The sequence below is a fragment of the Aquisalimonas asiatica genome (assembly GCF_900110585.1).
In the GTDB taxonomy this organism is placed as follows: Bacteria; Pseudomonadota; Gammaproteobacteria; order Nitrococcales; family Aquisalimonadaceae; genus Aquisalimonas; species Aquisalimonas asiatica.
In genome coordinates this window covers 217260-233260 of the sequence record NZ_FOEG01000003.1, presented here as the reverse complement: position 1 = coordinate 233260, position 16001 = coordinate 217260, and the positions used below count along the sequence as shown (strand labels likewise).

Genomic DNA, 16001 nt, shown 5'->3' with positions numbered 1-16001 from the left:
ACGGCGACCGCTACCCCGTCCGCGGGTCATGTCCGGAACCGCCGCATCAGTTGCTCCAGTTCCGATGCCAGGGCCTGCATGCGTTCGCACTCGCTGCGGCACGTCTCGCTGACGGTGCTGGTGCGGCGCCCCAGATCCGCAATGCTGGTAATGGTGCGGTTGATCTCTTCCGTGGCGGAGGTCTGCTCTTCCGTTGCCGATGCCACCTGGTGGGTCATGTCGTTGATGGTGCCCACGCGGTCGCCGATCTGCCTGAGTGCTTCCCCGCTGCGCTCGCTCTGGTCCACGCAGCGCGTGGTCATGGTGTGGCCGTCGTCCATGGAGCGTGACACCGACTTGGCGCTGGACTGCAGGCGCTCGATGGTGCCACGGATCTCCCCGGTGGATTCCTGGGTGCGCCGGGCCAGGGTGCGGACCTCGTCGGCGACGACCGCGAAGCCGCGGCCCTGATCACCGGCGCGGGCTGCTTCGATGGCCGCGTTCAGAGCCAGCAGATTGGTCTGCTCGGAGATGCCGCTGATGGCGTCCAGCACGGTGGTGATGGAGTCCACCTCGGTGGCGAGCCCGTTCATGGCCTGACCGGCGTCCTGCATGGTGCTGGAGAGTGCCTGAATGGACGCCACGTTCTCGGCGACGGTCTGTCGTCCCTGCTCGCCGGTTTGGTTGGTCTCCGTGGCCAGCTGCGCCACCTCACTGGTGTTGCGGGCGATCTCCTGGACCGTACTGCCCATTTCGTTGACCGCCGTGGCCACTTCGTTGGTCTGCTCAGCCTGCCGGGCGGCGTGGTCTGCGGCCTGATTGATCTGGTCCGACACGGTGGCGACGGCCTGTTGCAGATCGTCACTGCGTTGTGCCACCCGGTCGACGATGCCCTGCAGGTCCGCGACAAAGGCGTTGAACCCGCGCGCCAGGTCGCCGATCTCGTCCGTGCGGCTGTCATCCAGCCGCGTGCGCAGATCACCGCCCTGGCCGCCCAGTTGCCGCAGGGTCCCCGCCAGCTGCCGGAGTGGGCCCACCATGCGCCGGATCAGAACCGCCACGGCAAGCAGGCCGGCGCTGATGATGGCCACGCCCATGAGGGCGACCCACGATACTGCCTGGTTGAGTTCGCTGTAGAGTTCGGACGCCGGAATGCGCGCCACCGCCATCCAGTCGATGCCCGGCAGGGTGCGCGCCGCAATGATCTGCCGTTCGCCGGCGCTGTCGGTCACCTCGATGGAGCGGAAACCGTCGCCGTCGAGCAGGCTGCGGGCATCGGCGTCGGAAATGCCCAGTTGCTCGGCGAGAGGAATCCCGGACGCCTCGCGACCATCGGGGTGTACGGACACGTCGCCGCTGCCGTCGACGAGGAATGCCCGGCCGGTGTCACCGACCCGGGTGTCGGCGACCAGATCCGTCATCTCGTCGAGGCGATAGCCCACCGAGGCGTTGCCGCCGGGCTCGCCGTCAAAGTCGATGCGGTAGTTCACGTAGAGGGTGTATACGCCGGTATTGAGGTCCACATCGATGCTCAGGCGTTCAAACGCCCCGCTGTCGATGAAGTCATAGAACCAGCTGTGGTCCGGGTCGCCCCGCTCCAGTTGGCGCGTAATCCCCTCCGACTCCAGGTAGTGCCCGGTCTCTTTGGAGGCGATGTTGACGCTCACCGCGCCCAGGTCGTCCTGGAGGTGGCCCAGGTAGTCGGTGATCGCTTCGCGCCCGGATTCCGGTTCGCCGTCGCGCAGCCACTGCCGAATGAAGGTGTTCTCGGCCATGCCCCGGGCCACGCCGAGCGGCCCCTCCAGCTGGCGTCCCACGTCGTTGCTGACGCTGTCGAGGATGGCGGGGAGTTCCGTATCGGTGACCCGGTCTTCCAGCATGGTGCCGAACAGCCGGTACTGCATGGCAACGGCCATCGCCACGGTAATGACGATGACCGCACCCATCGCGAGCACCAGTTTCCAGGTCATTGAGCGTTGCGTGAGCGTGCTGGTAAAGCGCATGGCACTGATCCATCGTTGCTTCGGAGCATCGAGCCGTGTCTGCCGAAACCCTATAGCATGGCCACAAGCACTGTATACAATTAATGGACATATTGTTCCCGTTTTGATGAATGGTTCACGTTCGGTCATGGTGTTCCGATGGGCCGGGCCGCTTGCAGATCGCGGTATGCTTGTGCATCGACGTTGGGATCGGGATGGGGGACGCATGACCACAACACGGCGCAACGGCTGGCTGCTGGCCATTCTGGGGCTTGTCCCCGTCACCGGGTCCGCTGCCGGAGGGCACTACGTGGTGGATGACACGGGTGTGGCAGCTCCCGGTACCGTCGACGTGGAAGGCTGGTATAGCCGGCAGTCCGGCGGCAACGACCGCCGCGCCGCCGTGCTCGCCTACGGCGTCCACCCCGGCGTCGAGATCGCCCTGGAAGGGGAACGGGAACGCGTTGACGGGGCTGACCACGACCTGGTGGGCATTGCCGGGAAGTGGACGCTTGCCGACGCCGCTGAGCGTGATCTCGGGGTTGCCGTTGCCGGGGGCGTTTTCATGGATCCGGATACCGACCGCGTGACTGAAGCAGAACTGTTCTTCCCGGTGGATGTCCCTCTGGCCGACGGGCGCGCCGTGTTCCGGTATAACCTCGGCTGGTCCCACCAGCGTGACGCGGATAACCGCGACGTGGCCACGTGGGGGTTCGGCGGCGAGGTTGCCCTGGTCGGGGCGGTCAGTGCCATCGCGGAGATCCACGGCGACCAGCGGGACCGGACCGAGATTCAGTCCGGCCTGCGGGTGTACCTGGCGGATCGGGCGGATCTCGACGTGGGCTACGGCTGGGAGCGCCGCGATCCGGACAGGAACTGGTGGACCGTGGGGCTGTCAGCTTCGTTCTGAGCCGAGTTTCTTTATGCCGCTGCCGCATGGTTGAGATAGTGCGTGTGCAACCGTGCGTAACCCGCTACCCGACAGAAGGGGACAGGAATGGACAAGACGGAAGTGATCCAGGAGCTTGTTTCGCTCTACCAGTCAGAGCACTGGGATGCCCTGGACGGCCATCTTGAGGAGATGGCCGTCCAGGACATCGCAGAGGCCGTCAGCGAGCTGGAGCCGGACGACGCGAAAGTGCTCCTGCTCCGGCTGCCGCGGGACCGGCAGCCGCCGGTATTCGCCTACATGGCCCCCAGTCTGCAGGACACCCTGCTGAAGGAGATGGAGCCGTCCGACGGGCGCTTCATTCTCTATCACCAGCTCCCGGACGACCGCACCGCCATCCTCGAGCGGCAGAAACCGGAGGAGCTGGAATCGCTGCTGCGGCTGCTCTCACCGGAGAACGTCAAGGAAGCGCTGCGCCTGCTGGGCTACCCCGAGGAGAGCGCCGGGCGGATCATGACGCCCAAGTTCGTCACCGTGCGCGTGGGCTGGACGGTGGAGCAGGCGCTCAACCACGTTCGCGACCGCAGCGAGGCGGGGGAGACGCTCAACGTGGTGTTCGTCACCGACGTGCGCGGGGCGTTGCTGGGGCAGGTCCGCCTGCGGGACTTCGTGCTTGGCCGCCCGGACCGCCGCATCGAGGAAGTGATGAAGGATGACCCGGTCAAGGTGCTCGTGTCGGAGGACCGGGAGGAAGCCGCGCGGCTGATGAAGCACTACGACCTGGAAGTGCTCCCCGTGGTGGACCACACCGGGGTGATGCTGGGTATCGTGACCGTGGATGACGTCATCGACGTGGTGGAGGAAGAGGCCACCGAGGACTTCCACAAGATGGCCAGTGTCGGCGCGCTCAACCTCAGCCTCAAGGAGGCCCGGCCGTCGCTGCTGTATCGCAAGCGGGTGGGCTGGCTGGTGCTGCTGGTGTTCGCCAACGTCTTCGGCGGTACCGCCATCGCCTACTTCGAGGAGACCATCGAGGCGGTGGTGGCGCTGGTGTTCTTCCTGCCCCTGATCGTGGACTCCGGCGGCAACGCCGGCTCCCAGTCCGCGACCATGATGGTGCGCGCGCTCGCCACCGGTGACGTGCGCATGAAGGACTGGCTGCGGCTGTGGGGGAAGGAGCTCGGGGTCGCCATTGCGCTCGGTGTGACCATGGGGCTGGCGGTCTCGGTGCTCGGTGTCTGGCGCGGCGGCACCGAACTGGCGATGATCGTCTCCCTGGCCATGGTCGGGGTCGTGGTCATGGGCAGCATGATCGGCATGCTGCTGCCGTTCGTTCTGGCCCGGTTCAACCTGGACCCGGCCACCGCCAGTGCGCCGCTGATCACGTCGATCGCGGACGTCTTCGGCATCCTGATCTACTTCTCCATCGCCACCGCATTCCTCACCATTCCAGGGTAGTTTGCGGCCCTGCCGGGCGGTCGCCGCGACGCGGTTGCCGCCCGGCCGCGGGCTGTTGTTTTTTCACCGCAGTACGTTGCCGTACGGCAACAGGTTTCCCTTTTTTTCGTGTTCTGTAAGTCTCTGGTTTGGCGGCAAAAAAAATCCGATTCAAGAGGATTTTACATGGCCGCTGAACTTGTGGAATACGTCACGTTTGTGGACCGGACCGGCAACTACACTTGCTGCCAATACGCGATAGACGTAACAGATGGCGCAGGGCGTTTCACGGGTGGCCAGCAGTCTGAACGGGAGCAATGAGCATGACTGGAACAGTGGTTTACAAACCGTTGACGTCCCTCGCCCAGGGTGATCGCCTGGCCCGTGACCTGCATGACGAGCAGGGTGGCGTGCTGGTGCCGGCTGGCAGCCTGGTTGACGATCGTGTCCGGCGGCGGCTGCAGTTGTTCGGCGTGGACACGGTGCCCGTGGAGGGGTTGGAGTCAGCCGGTACCACCGCGCAGGCCGATGCCTCCCTCGACGACGCGCTCAATCACCTCTTCAGGCACTGGCGGTGCTCTCCCGGCATGAACCATCTGCGGGCGCTGATCGCCAGCCACAGGAGTGGGGCAGCATCTCAGTGACTTTGCATCTTCGCATGGACGTGGATGGCGCGCTCCGTCGGCTGCCGGGTTTGCCTGCAACCGTTACTGCCGCACTTGCGGCCGTTCGCAACGACAGTGTCGGCGGCGACCGGCTGGCCGAGACGCTGCAGCAGGATCCGGGTTTTTCCCGCGCAGTCCTGACCGTTCTCGATACCCCGTTCTTCGGCGCCGCCGGTAGCGAAATCGGCATGCGCGCCATCTGCCGGAGTACGTCCAGGGTGAGCCTGGAGCGGGCCATGATTGCCGCGGCCGTACTGCGCCAGCTGCCCGGTGGCGGTGATCAGTGGTTTGACCGCTACGCGTTCTGGGAGCATTCCGTCGGCGTTGGCGTCATCGCCCGGGCGCTGGCGGCCGACCTGGGCCAGGACGAACAGCAGGCGTTCACCGCCGGCCTGCTGCACGACCTGGGCCGGATCGTACTGGATGTCTACTTCCCCCGCGAGTTCCAGGGGGTGGTCCGGTATCGGCAACGGCACGACACCTGGATCCGCGATGCGGAAGTGGCAGTGCTGGGCTTTGACCACTGTGTGTTCGGCGGCAGTGTTGCCGTGCGCTGGGGGTTGCCCGTGGATCTGGTGGAAGCCGTGTGCTCACATCACACGCCGGAGGCCGCGAACGTCCACCACGACGTCACCCGCATGGTGCACGTGGCGGACGTGCTCGCGCGTGGGCTGCAGCTCGGTGATCCGGGCGACGATACCATTCCGATGCTCTCTCAGGGCGCCATGAAGCGTCTGGGGCTGAACTGGAAGGCCCTGCGCCGGGTCCTCAAGGACGTGGACAACCAGCTCCCCGCCGGGCACGATCTGGTGCGCCTGTCGATCGGGCACGACGCCTGCGTCTCGGCGTGAGAGTGGTGACGCCGCGGGGTTAAACCGCGCGGAAGCGCATGGACAGATCCACCGCCTGAACATGCTTCGTGATGGCACCGACCGAGATGTAATCCACCCCTGTCTCGGCAATGGCGCGCAGCCCGTGTTCATCCACGTTCCCTGATGCCTCGAGTCGGGCGCGCTCGCCCGTGAGCTCCCGTGCGTGGCGCAGGTCCGCCAGGCTGAAATTGTCCAGCAGGACGATATCGGCGCCCACGTCCAGGGCCTCCCGGAGCTCGTCCAGGCTCTCCACTTCCACCTCGACGGTCACAGCCGGAGCAAGCCGCCGGCTTTCCCGAACGGCGGCGGTGATGCCGCCGGCGGCCATGATGTGGTTTTCCTTGATCAGGATGGCGTCGAACAGGCCAACGCGGTGGTTGGTGCAGCCGCCGCACGCAACGGCGTACTTCTGCGCCTGGCGCAGCCCGGGGATGGTTTTGCGGGTGTCGAGGATCCGGGTCCCCGTGCCCGCCACGGCCGCGGCGTAGGCGTGTGCGGTGGTGGCGGTGCCGGACAGCAGTTGCAGGAAGTTCAGCGCGGTCCGCTCGCCGGTCACCAGGCTGCGGGCGGGACCACTGAGTTCGCACAGGAGGGTGTCAGGTGCGACAGTGTCTCCGTCATCGACGTGCCAGTGGATGGTGACCGCCGGGTCCAGCTGCCGGTAGACCGCATCGAACCAGGCTCGTCCGCACACCACCGCCGCCTCACGGCTGATCACCGTGGCCTCACCGACACGGTCGGCCGGGATGAGTGCTGCAGTCAGATCACCGTCGCCCACGTCCTCGGCCAGCGCCCGGCGTACGTCGTCCTGCAGCGTGTCCGGTGTGGTCATTGCGAGTCCCGGTCACCCCGGGGCGTATCGTCGGTGTCTTCCAGGCCGCTGTGGAGGTAGTGCCCGTGGCGGTCGAGGCGTTGACGCAACTCGTCCTTCAGGGTCCTGTCCCACAGCGGTGCACCGGTGAAGTAGCCGGCGCGCCCGATCATGTGGGCTGCAACCGGCGCGGTGAGGATGACGAAAGCCACGATGGCCAGTGCGCGCACGGTCACCGCCGTGTCGACGAAATAGATGGCGGCGGCGATGGCAATCATCCCGGTGCCCAGGGCGCCTGCCTTGGTGGTGGCGTGCATGCGCAGCAGCAGGTCCGGCATGCGCACGGCCCCGAGGGCGCCGATCAGGACCAGCAGCGCGCCGGCCAGCATGATGATGGCGGTCAGTGTCTCACTCATTGTCGCCGCTGCCTCCCCGCTCCAGGAACCGCGCAAAACCGACGGCGGCCATGAAGGCCGTCAGCGCCAGCACCAGTGCCACATCCAGGAATGCGGCCCGATCCACCTGCACCGCGTAGACGATGATGATGCCCACGGCGATCAGCGCGATCAGTTCCAGCGCCACCACCCGGTCCGCCAGGCTGGGGCCAAGGACCAGCCGCACGGCGGTGAGAACCAGCGCCAGGACCAGAATCAGCATTGTTGCAAGAGTCACCCACTCGATCACGATCATACCTCAGCTGAGCAGTTCGATGACGCGGCGCTCCAGGTCCTTCAGGTCGGCCCGGAGTGCGTCCTCGTCATCAATGTGCATTGCGTGGATGAACAGCATGCGGTTGTCGCTGGAGACATCGATGCTGAGCGTCCCTGGCGTCATGGAGATGAGGTTCGCCAGGATGGTGATGGCCGCATCGCTGCGTGCGTCCAGTGGCAGCCCGATCACGCCGGGCCGCATGCCGTGGCTCGGAGTCAGCACTTCGTAGGCGACCCGCATGTTCGACAGGATCAGTTCCCAGATATAGAACAGGGTAAACCCGATCACCTGCGGAATCTTGCGGGTGTAGCCCGTCATGGAGCCGCTGACGCGGCAGACGAACACCAGGACGACGTAACCGAAGATGAACCCGGCCAGAAACCCGCTGCCGGTGAAATTGCCGGTCAGGGTGACCCACACGAAGCCGAGCAGGATGTTCCAGATAAAGAGCCTCATTCATCACCCCCCAGCACCGCATCCACGTAGATCTGCGGGTCGCGCATCTGCTCCGCCGCCGCCATCAGCACTTCATACACCGGCTGCATGCCAACGCCCAGGAGCACCGCCAGAATGGCCAGCAGGGCAATGGGCAGGTACATGATCGCCAGCGACCGCTCCGAGACGGTCCGCTCGAACTGTGCGGCACGCTCGGCGTGCGCTTCGGGCTGCTCCTTCCAGAACGCCTCGGCCCAGATCTTGACCATGGAGTAGAGGGTGAGCATGCCCACACCCAGCGCCACGGCGACGATGCCCCAGCTCTCGGCCTCCACGCCGGCGCGGATCAGCATGTACTTGCCGATGAAGCCGGACAGCGGCGGAATACCCGCCAGGGAGAGTGCCGAGGCCAGGAACATGATCCCGAGCCAGGGGCGCTCGCGCCACAGGCCGCCCACTTCCTTCAGCTCGTGGCTGCCTCGCAGGAAGTAGATCACACCGCCGATCAGGAACAGATTACTCTTGGCGACGATGTTGTGGACAATGAAATAGATGCCGCCGGCCAGGGCGAGCGGCGTGAACAGCGCCAGGCCCATGAACATGTAGCCGATCTGGCTGACGATGTGGAACGACAGGATGCGGCGGATCTCGTAGTAGCGTGCCGCGCCCAGCACACCGGTCACCATGGTGAAGCCGCCGATCCACAGCAGGATCTCGTGGGTATAGCCCGTGTCCTGGGTGAACAGCAGCGAGAAGAACCGGAACAGGGCGTAGACACCCACCTTGGTGAGCAGCCCGGCAAACAGCGCCGAGATGGCCACCGGCGGGGTGTGGTACGAGGCCGGCAGCCAGAAGAACAGCGGGAATGCCGCCGCCTTGATGCTGAATGCCACCATGTAGAGCATGGCCACGACGGTCACCAGGCCCTGGTTCTCGAGCTCGGCGAAGCGGCCCACCAGGTCGGCCATGTTCAGCGTGCCGGTCATGCCGTAGGTCAGACCCACGGCGGTGAGCAGCATGATGGACGACAGCAGGTTCAGGGTGACGTACTTGATCGCCCCCTCCATCTGCGCGCGTTCACCACCGAGGATCAGCAGTGCGAACGACGCCACCAGCAGCACTTCCACCCACACGTACAGGTTGAAGATGTCGCCGGTGAGAAAGGCCCCACAGACACCCGAGAGCAGCAGGTGTAGCAGCGGATAGTAGCCGAACTTCTCATGCTCGCTGCCCATGGTTGCCAGCGAGTAGATCGCCACGGCAAACCCCATGAGCGCAGCCATCAACACCATGACCGCCCCAAGCAGATCGGAGACGAGCACGATCCCGAACGGCGCCTCCCAATCGCCAAGGGCAATGGTGAGCACGCCGTCCGGGTGGGTGTAGGTGTTGTGGAGCAGGACGATGCTCGCGATCAACAGCGCACCCGTGCCGATCACGCCAAGCCAGCGCTGCGCCGCGTTGGACTTGTACAGGACGATCGACAGCGACCCGAACAGGAACGGGATTACGACCGGAAGAGCGACTTCTGGGTTCACGTATCGGTACTCCGCATCTTGTCCAGGTCATCCTCTTTCACGACTTCGTACGCCCGGTGGATGAGGACCACCGCAAATGCGAGCACGCCGAAACCGATCACGATGGCGGTCAGGATCAGGGCCTGGGGCAGGGGGTCTGCCCAGCCACCTTCGGGCAGCAGCGCGCCCTCGGCGATCAGCGGCGGCAGCCCGCGATGCATCCCGGAGACCGTGAAGATCAGCAGGTTGGCGGCGTTGCTCAGGAGAATCAGGCCGATCACCAGCTTCACCAGCGACCGACGCAGCATCATGTAGATGGATGCCGCGAACATGCCTCCCACTACGAAAGCCATCAGTGGTTCCATGTCATTCCTCCGCTTCGGCCAGGGCCAGGACGATGGCCATGACCGATCCGATGACGACCATGTACACGCCAATGTCGAAGACCAGCGGCGTGGACAGGGTCACGGACCCGATGCCGGGCACATGGACCGGCCACCACAGCGCCGTAAAGAACGCCTTGCCCTGGAACAGGGCCGGCAGGCCACTCAGGGTCGCGATGAACAGGCCCCAGCCCAGCATGGGGCGGGGGTCCATCCACATGAGCCTGCGTGTGCCGCTGGCGTCGAAGGCGAACAGGTAGAGCGAGAACGCCACGGCCGCCACCAGGCCGGCGATGAATCCGCCGCCCGGCTCGTCGTGGCCCCGCAGCAGCACGAACAGTGAGAAGATCAGCAGCAGCGGCAGCAGAAACCGCGTGGCCGTGCGCAGTATCAGGGAGTCCATTGCGTTCATTTGGCCTTGTCCTCCGCGCGGAACCGGATCATTGCGTAGACGCCGATGGCGGCGAGGCCGATGACGAAGATCTCGCCCAGGGTGTCAAGCGCCCGGAAATCCACCAGGATCACGTTGACGATGTTGCGGCCATGGCCCTCGGGTTCACTCCACTCCACCAGCGTGTCCGAGATGGGGTCCGTCACCGTGACGTCGTTCACCGCCAGGATCAGCAGCGTCATCAACCCGCCCAGGGAGAGGGCGACCACGGCGTCGCGGATGCGCGTGGCCGGCGCCGAGTAGTTGATGAACCCGGGCAGTCGGAACAGCACCAGCACCAGCAGAATCACGGTCAGCGTCTCCACCATGATCTGGGTGGTACCCAGGTCCGGCGCACTGAACAGCACGTAGATCAGGGCGATGCCGAAGCCGACGATTCCCAGCGTTGCCACGGCGCCGAGCCGGGAGGAGGTCACCGAGGCGAACAGCGCCCCGGCCACGACCAGGGCGGCGATGACCGCCTCGTAGACGTTGAAGTCCAGCACGCCCAGTGGAATCGGCGTGTCGGTATGCACCAGCAGCGTCCAGCCGGTGAGGCCGACAATGGTGAGCACGATGGTGATGAGGTAATTGCTCATGGAGCCGTTCTGCAGCAGACGCGTCTGCCACTCCGCCACCGCCACGATGGCGTCCATGAAGCGCTCGTAGCCGCGCTCGGCGCCGAAGCGGTCGATGAAGGTCAGGCGCTTGAACAGAGCCAGCACCGCATCCCACTTCCAGAACAGCACCAGACCGAGGACGACCGCTGCGATGCTCATCATCAGGGGCAGGTTGAACCCGTGCCACAGGTACAGCTCCACCGCGATGGGCTCACCGTAGACCGCGCCCACCGCCGACTGCACCAGCGCCGCGGCCGGAATGAAGCCTGCCAGCCCGAAGATCAGGCTCAGCGTGGCCAGGATCACCGGGCCGATCAGCATGGACAGGGGCGCCTCGTGGGGCGTCTTGGGCGTCTCCTTGCGCTCGCCGAGGAAGGGGCGCAGGGCGAACACCGCGGCCATGGTGACGATCATGATGGCGGAGAGCACCGCCAGAATCGCCAGGAAGGTGGTCAGTGCCTCGGCCTCCAGCACCGCCTCGAACATCAGCTCCTTGGCGATGAAGCCGAACAGCGGCGGCAGACCGGCCAGGGAGAGGGCCGCCACACACGCGGCAATGAAGGTGATGGGCATCAGCTTGCGCAGCCCGCCCATCTTCGTCACGTCCTTGGTGCCCGTCTCGTGGTCCAGGGCGCCGGCGAGCATGAACAGTGCCGCCTTGTAGAGCGCGTGGGCCAGCAGGAAGGTCATGGCCGCGATGATGGCGCCTTCCGTGCCGATGCCGATCAGCATGGTCAGCGTGCCCAGCGCCATGATGGTGGTATAGGCGAGAATCGCCTTCACGCCGGTGCTGCGCAGCGCCATGATCGAGCCGGTCAGCATGGTCAGGGCGCCGAAGATGCCCAGCATGTAGAACCACAGCTCGCTCTCGCCCAGGGCCGGATTCAGCCGGGCCATGAGATAGACGCCGGCTTTCACCATGGTGGCGGAGTGCAGGAATGCCGACACCGGCGTCGGTGCGGCCATGGCGTTGGGCAACCAGAAATGGAACGGCACCTGCGCCGACTTGGTGAACGTCCCGAATAGTATCGCCAGCAGCATGCCGATGAAGAACGGATACTCGTGGATGCCGTCCGCCGCGAGAATGCCCGACAGGGTGAACTCGCCGCCCGCGGCCACCGCCAGCATCAGCAGGCCGGCCATCAGCGCCAGGCCCCCGCCGACGGTGACGATCAGCCCCTGCAGCGCCAGCCAGCGCACGTTCCGGTCTTCGTGATGGAAGCCGATCAGCAGGTAGGACGTGATGCTGGTGAGCTCCCAGAAGACGAACATCGTGATGATGTTGTCCGACAGCACCAGACCGAGCATGGAGCCCATGAACGCGAACATGATCGCGTAGAACCGCGGCAGGCGATGGTCGCCATGCAGATAGCCGCCGGCGTAGATGATGATGAAGGTGCCGATACCGGAGATGAGCAGGGCGAACAGCAGGCTGAGGCCGTCCACCAGGAAGCTCATGTTGATCTCGAGGCCCGGGATCCATGGATAGTGGACGGTGATCGCCTCGCCCTGGGCGATTTCCGGGACCCACCCGAGGAAGTAGACGAACAGCGCGGCCGGCGCCAGCGCCAGCACCCAGTTGGCGCGGTCCCCCAGCGAGCGCGTCAGCCAGGGCGCCAGAAGGCACACAATGAAACCCGAAAGTACGGCTAGAAGCATTGCTGGTGGACACCCCGTATTGAGCCGGCACGGCCGAGACCGGCGGCCGTATCAACAGCGCGCCGTGGCGAATTGCCACGGCGCGATCCGAATGCCACCCCGCCGGATAGCGGGGCGCGCGCGTACATGGAAGCAGCCCGAGACCTTATCGGAGCCGCCCCCGGGAGGCAACCGCCCTCAGGCGATCGTGATCGAGGAGTCCAGGTAGACGTCCTGGATGGCGTGAAGCAGCTGGATCCCCTCGTTACGTGGCTTCTGGAACGCCTTGCGCCCGGAAATCAGGCCCATGCCCCCGGCCCGCTTGTTGATCACGGCGGTGCGCACCGCGTCGGCCATGTCGGTGGCCCCGGAGCCGCCACCGGAGTTGATCAGCCCGGCCCGCCCCATGTAGCAGCTCGCCACCTGGTAGCGCACCAGGTCGATCGGGTTGTCGGTGGTCAGTTGTTCGTAGACCGACTTGTGGGTCTTGCCGTGGCCCACGGCCGGGTAGCCGCCGTTGTTCTCGGCCATCTTCTGTTTGACGATGTCGGCGTTGATGGTGGCCGCCAGGTGGTTGGCCTGGCCGGTGAGGTCGGCGGAGACGTGGTAGTCGGTGCCGTCCTTCTTGAACTCCGGGTTGCGGAGATACGCCCACAGCACCGTCGCCATGCCCAGCTCGTGGGCGTGGGCAAACGCCTCACTGATCTCCTGGATCTGACGGCGCGACTCCTCGGAGCCGAAGTAGATGGTGGCGCCGACCGCCACTGCACCCATGTCGAAGGCCTGGTCGACGCTGGCGAACAGCGTCTGGTCATAGACCTCCGGATAGGTGAGCAGCTCGTTGTGGTTGATCTTGACGATGAACGGGATGCGGTGGGCGTAGCGCCGGGCCACGGAACTCAGCACGCCCAGGGTCGAGGCCACCGCGTTGCATTCCCCTTCCATGGCCAGCCGGACGATGTTCTCCGGATCGAAGCAGGCCGGGTTCGGGCCGAACGACGCGCCGGCGGAGTGTTCGATGCCCTGGTCCACGGGCAGGATGGAGAGGTAGCCCGTGCCGCCCAGTCGGCCGTTGTCGAACAGGGTCTGCAGGCTGCGCAGCACGCCGGGCTTGCGATCCTTGTCCATGACCACGCGTTCCACGTAATCGGAGCCGGGGAGGTGCAGGCTCTCCCGCGGGATGCCTTCGCAGCGGTGGTTCAGCAGCGCTTCGGCCTCGTCGCCCAGCAGGGCCTGAATGTCCGTCATTCCTGATGTCTCCCCTGTATCACGTCAAGTCAGGGCGCCGATTATAGGGGTTTTGAGCCGCGTCGGTAACCGGATGTGGTGGCTGTGATGAGAATCACAGTGGCGTTGCCGCGCATCACCTATAAATAGTAGACGTTCATCAGGCTGTGCCAGTCGGCGTCAACGCCACGGGAATCACCATGTCATCCGATCGCAAGGTTGTGAACCTCGGTCAGTCAGCCGCGCGCGGCCGTGAGACTGCCCTCTACGCCCGATTCCGCGCCCTGGCGGACGCGCGTCTGGCGGCGCTGCTGCGGCACATGCTCGACCACACCGACGACGCCCTGTTCGAGCGCGCCGAGAAGGCCGGCAGCAACCAGGAACAGCGGCTGTTCTTCGAGGCCATGCGCGAGGTCCGGCGTGGCCGTCAGGACTTCGAGGCGCGCTTTCTCAAGGGCCTGGCCGATGCCCACGCCGGAGCGCCCATGCCGGGGCGGCACGGCGCCGAGAGCGAGTCCAGTGCGCCGGATGTGCTCAGCCTCGTGGACGATCAGGACCTGGAAGAGCGTCTTGCCATCGACGGCATGATCTCCAAGGCCAGGGCGCGCTCCAGCGAAGCGCTTGCACACCTGTGCGAGCGCCTGGATGCCGACGCCGGCCGGGAATGGGCCACGGCGGCGACCAACCCGGTGGACCCGGCGCGCATCTGTGCGACGCTCGAGCAGGCGGCTGCGGCGTTGCACATGGATATCCAGCCCCGCCTCATCGTCTACAAGCTCTTCGACCGCTACGTGATGGGGCATCTGGGCGGGCTCTATCAGGAGCTCAACCAGCTCTTCATCGATGCGGGCGTGCGCCCGCAGATACGGCCCCAGGGGGCACGACCGGCGGACCAGGGCCACGCCCGCGCCCCGAGGGCACCGAGCACCAACGCGCCCCGGGCCGGTGGTCTGCCCGACCGGGATGCGGATGAAGCCTTTGCCGTGCTGCAGAATCTGCTGGCTGCGGGGCGTGACACCGGCGAATGGTCCGGCACCGGGTACGCCGCGCCGGAGACGACCGCGAATGTCACCGATGTGCTGCAGGCCCTCTCGGGGCTGCAGGGGCAGGCACCGGCCGCCGACCCCGCCGATGGTGACACGGTGGTATCCCTGCGGCCCGCGGTCCTGAAACAGCGGGTGCGGCAGCAGCTCACCACCAGCGCTGGCGGTGCGGCGGATCTTGGCCAGGCCGAGGACGACACCATCGACATCGTCAGCCTGCTGTTCGATGCCGTACTGGACGATCCCAACCTGCCCGACAGCATCAAGGCGTTGCTGGCGCGACTGCAGATCCCCGTGCTCAAGGTGGCACTGCTGGATCGCGCCTTCTTTACCCGGCGTGATCACCCCGCGCGGCGCCTGATCAACGAGATGGCCCGGGCCGGCGTGGGCTGGACCGATAGCGGCCGGCCCGGCGGCGATCCGCTCTACCAGGCGATCGACGGAATCGTCACGCGCCTGCTGGACGAGTTCATCGACGACGTCGCGGTATTTGACAACGCACTCCAGGCCTTCCGCCAGTACCTGGAAGACGACTGCGCCAGGGCCCGGCAGATCGAGGAGCGCACGCGGCAGGCGGCCGAGGGCAAGGCGCGCGTGGACACCGCCAAGGAGCACGTGGATGCCGCCCTGCGCGAGCGGGTGGGGCAGCGGCAGCTTGCCGAGTGTGCCCACCGGCTGCTCTACGAGGGCTGGTCGCAGGTGCTGTTCATCTCCCTTCTTCGCGAGGGTGCGGACAGCGACGGCTGGCGCCACAAGTTGAGTGTCGTGGATCGGCTGCTCTGGAGCCTGGATCCGAAGCCGGATCACGCCTCGCGCAAGCAGCTGGTCACCGAAATCCCGCCGTTGCTGCATGATCTGCGTTCGGAGCTGAACGCGGTCATGTTCAACCCCATCGAGATGACCAAGCTGTTCAAGGCGCTGGAGCATGAGCACATCCAGACGCTCTCCCGCGGCCGCGATCAGACGCAGGCGCTGTCGGAGCCCGTGCAGCAGGCGTCGGAGCAGGCGGACACCGCGGAGCCCCAGGAAGCCCGTCCCGAGGATGCCGATGAGCTGGCGCCGTATCGCGAGCGGCTGAATCAGGTCGCCGTGGGGACGTGGTTCGAGTTTCGCCAGGACAGCGGCAAGCACCTGCGTGCCAAACTCTCGGCGCGGCTGAGCGGCGGCGAGCGGCTCATCTTCGTCAACCGTGCCGGCTTCAAGCTCGCGGATCGCCGCCGTGACGAGCTGGCGGATGCGCTGCGTCGGGAGACCGTCCTGATGCTGGATGACAACATGCTCTTCGACAAGGCGCTGGAGAATGTGGTCTCGAACCTGCGGGCCATGCGGGACGCGCGCTGAATCCCTCACCGATACACCGGG

At 65.9% G+C, this 16001-nt stretch carries 15 protein-coding genes; 5 read left to right on the top strand and 10 right to left on the bottom strand.

Annotated features, from left to right (window positions below):
• Positions 1–26 precede the first annotated feature (26 nt).
• A complete protein-coding gene (locus BMZ02_RS08915; protein ID WP_171909870.1) occupies positions 27–1982 on the bottom strand; it encodes a methyl-accepting chemotaxis protein in 1956 nt (651 codons plus the stop codon).
• 205 nt (positions 1983–2187) lie between these two features.
• Between BMZ02_RS08915 and BMZ02_RS08910 the strand changes: the two genes are divergently transcribed.
• The 4 genes from BMZ02_RS08910 to BMZ02_RS08895 all read left to right on the top strand — a co-directional run bounded on the left by BMZ02_RS08910 (position 2188) and on the right by BMZ02_RS08895 (position 5803).
• Entirely contained in the window at positions 2188–2871 is a 684-nt protein-coding gene (locus BMZ02_RS08910) for a hypothetical protein (RefSeq protein WP_139209178.1), read from the top strand.
• Positions 2872–2958: 87 nt separating this feature from the next.
• On the top strand, positions 2959–4308 hold the full coding sequence (gene mgtE / locus BMZ02_RS08905; RefSeq protein ID WP_091642434.1) for a magnesium transporter: 1350 nt from the start codon (positions 2959–2961) through the stop codon (positions 4306–4308).
• A 302-nt stretch (positions 4309–4610) separates the two neighbouring features.
• Complete coding sequence (locus BMZ02_RS08900) at positions 4611–4931, top strand: hypothetical protein (RefSeq protein ID WP_091642432.1); 321 nt, start codon at positions 4611–4613, stop codon at positions 4929–4931.
• Complete coding sequence (locus BMZ02_RS08895) at positions 4928–5803, top strand: HDOD domain-containing protein (protein ID WP_139209177.1); 876 nt, start codon at positions 4928–4930, stop codon at positions 5801–5803. Before BMZ02_RS08900 ends, BMZ02_RS08895 begins: the two co-directional genes overlap by 4 nt.
• A 19-nt stretch (positions 5804–5822) precedes the next feature.
• Here the strand turns inward: BMZ02_RS08895 and nadC are convergent, their stop codons facing one another.
• From nadC to BMZ02_RS08850, 9 genes are all read right to left on the bottom strand, one after another.
• Positions 5823–6656, bottom strand: coding sequence for a carboxylating nicotinate-nucleotide diphosphorylase (nadC, locus tag BMZ02_RS08890; RefSeq protein WP_091642427.1), 834 nt, complete (start codon positions 6654–6656; stop codon positions 5823–5825).
• Positions 6653–7051, bottom strand: a complete 399-nt coding sequence (mnhG, locus tag BMZ02_RS08885) for a monovalent cation/H(+) antiporter subunit G (RefSeq protein WP_091642425.1) — start codon at positions 7049–7051, stop codon at positions 6653–6655. Before mnhG ends, nadC begins: the two co-directional genes overlap by 4 nt.
• A complete protein-coding gene (locus BMZ02_RS08880) occupies positions 7044–7325 on the bottom strand; it encodes a monovalent cation/H+ antiporter complex subunit F (RefSeq protein WP_091642423.1) in 282 nt (93 codons plus the stop codon). The genes mnhG and BMZ02_RS08880 overlap by 8 nt, the downstream gene beginning before the upstream one ends.
• 3 nt (positions 7326–7328) lie before the next feature.
• Positions 7329–7802 (bottom strand): Na+/H+ antiporter subunit E, encoded by a 474-nt coding sequence (locus BMZ02_RS08875; protein WP_091642420.1) that lies wholly within the window; start codon positions 7800–7802, stop codon positions 7329–7331.
• Entirely contained in the window at positions 7799–9319 is a 1521-nt protein-coding gene (locus tag BMZ02_RS08870) for a Na+/H+ antiporter subunit D (protein WP_091642418.1), read from the bottom strand. The genes BMZ02_RS08875 and BMZ02_RS08870 overlap by 4 nt, the downstream gene beginning before the upstream one ends.
• Complete coding sequence (locus BMZ02_RS08865; RefSeq protein ID WP_091642415.1) at positions 9316–9663, bottom strand: Na+/H+ antiporter subunit C; 348 nt, start codon at positions 9661–9663, stop codon at positions 9316–9318. Before BMZ02_RS08865 ends, BMZ02_RS08870 begins: the two co-directional genes overlap by 4 nt.
• Position 9664: 1 nt before the next feature.
• Positions 9665–10093 carry a Na+/H+ antiporter subunit B gene (locus BMZ02_RS08860; RefSeq protein WP_091642412.1) on the bottom strand — a complete coding sequence of 143 codons (429 nt, stop codon included), beginning with the start codon at positions 10091–10093 and terminating at the stop codon, positions 9665–9667.
• The gene (locus BMZ02_RS08855) at positions 10090–12390 is read right to left on the bottom strand and encodes a putative monovalent cation/H+ antiporter subunit A (RefSeq protein WP_091642409.1); all 2301 of its coding nucleotides are present in this window, start codon (positions 12388–12390) and stop codon (positions 10090–10092) included. Before BMZ02_RS08855 ends, BMZ02_RS08860 begins: the two co-directional genes overlap by 4 nt.
• Positions 12391–12567: 177 nt before the next feature.
• Complete coding sequence (locus BMZ02_RS08850; protein ID WP_091642406.1) at positions 12568–13617, bottom strand: class I fructose-bisphosphate aldolase; 1050 nt, start codon at positions 13615–13617, stop codon at positions 12568–12570.
• 179 nt (positions 13618–13796) lie between these two features.
• On the opposite strand from BMZ02_RS08850, the gene BMZ02_RS08845 reads away from it, so the two are divergent.
• Positions 13797–15980 (top strand): DUF1631 domain-containing protein, encoded by a 2184-nt coding sequence (locus BMZ02_RS08845; protein WP_091642403.1) that lies wholly within the window; start codon positions 13797–13799, stop codon positions 15978–15980.
• Positions 15981–16001 lie beyond the last annotated feature (21 nt).

Coding starts and splice junctions, on each gene's coding strand:
- BMZ02_RS08860 (WP_091642412.1), bottom strand. CDS start 10,093: ATGAACGCAATGGACTCCCTGATACTGCGCACGGCCACGCGGTTTCTG.
- BMZ02_RS08880 (WP_091642423.1), bottom strand. CDS start 7,325: ATGATCGTGATCGAGTGGGTGACTCTTGCAACAATGCTGATTCTGGTC.
- BMZ02_RS08875 (WP_091642420.1), bottom strand. CDS start 7,802: ATGAGGCTCTTTATCTGGAACATCCTGCTCGGCTTCGTGTGGGTCACC.
- BMZ02_RS08855 (WP_091642409.1), bottom strand. CDS start 12,390: ATGCTTCTAGCCGTACTTTCGGGTTTCATTGTGTGCCTTCTGGCGCCC.
- mgtE (WP_091642434.1), top strand. CDS start 2,959: ATGGACAAGACGGAAGTGATCCAGGAGCTTGTTTCGCTCTACCAGTCA.
- mnhG (WP_091642425.1), bottom strand. CDS start 7,051: ATGAGTGAGACACTGACCGCCATCATCATGCTGGCCGGCGCGCTGCTG.
- BMZ02_RS08915 (WP_171909870.1), bottom strand. CDS start 1,982: ATGCGCTTTACCAGCACGCTCACGCAACGCTCAATGACCTGGAAACTG.
- BMZ02_RS08850 (WP_091642406.1), bottom strand. CDS start 13,617: ATGACGGACATTCAGGCCCTGCTGGGCGACGAGGCCGAAGCGCTGCTG.
- BMZ02_RS08865 (WP_091642415.1), bottom strand. CDS start 9,663: ATGGAACCACTGATGGCTTTCGTAGTGGGAGGCATGTTCGCGGCATCC.
- nadC (WP_091642427.1), bottom strand. CDS start 6,656: ATGACCACACCGGACACGCTGCAGGACGACGTACGCCGGGCGCTGGCC.
- BMZ02_RS08845 (WP_091642403.1), top strand. CDS start 13,797: ATGTCATCCGATCGCAAGGTTGTGAACCTCGGTCAGTCAGCCGCGCGC.
- BMZ02_RS08900 (WP_091642432.1), top strand. CDS start 4,611: ATGACTGGAACAGTGGTTTACAAACCGTTGACGTCCCTCGCCCAGGGT.
- BMZ02_RS08910 (WP_139209178.1), top strand. CDS start 2,188: ATGACCACAACACGGCGCAACGGCTGGCTGCTGGCCATTCTGGGGCTT.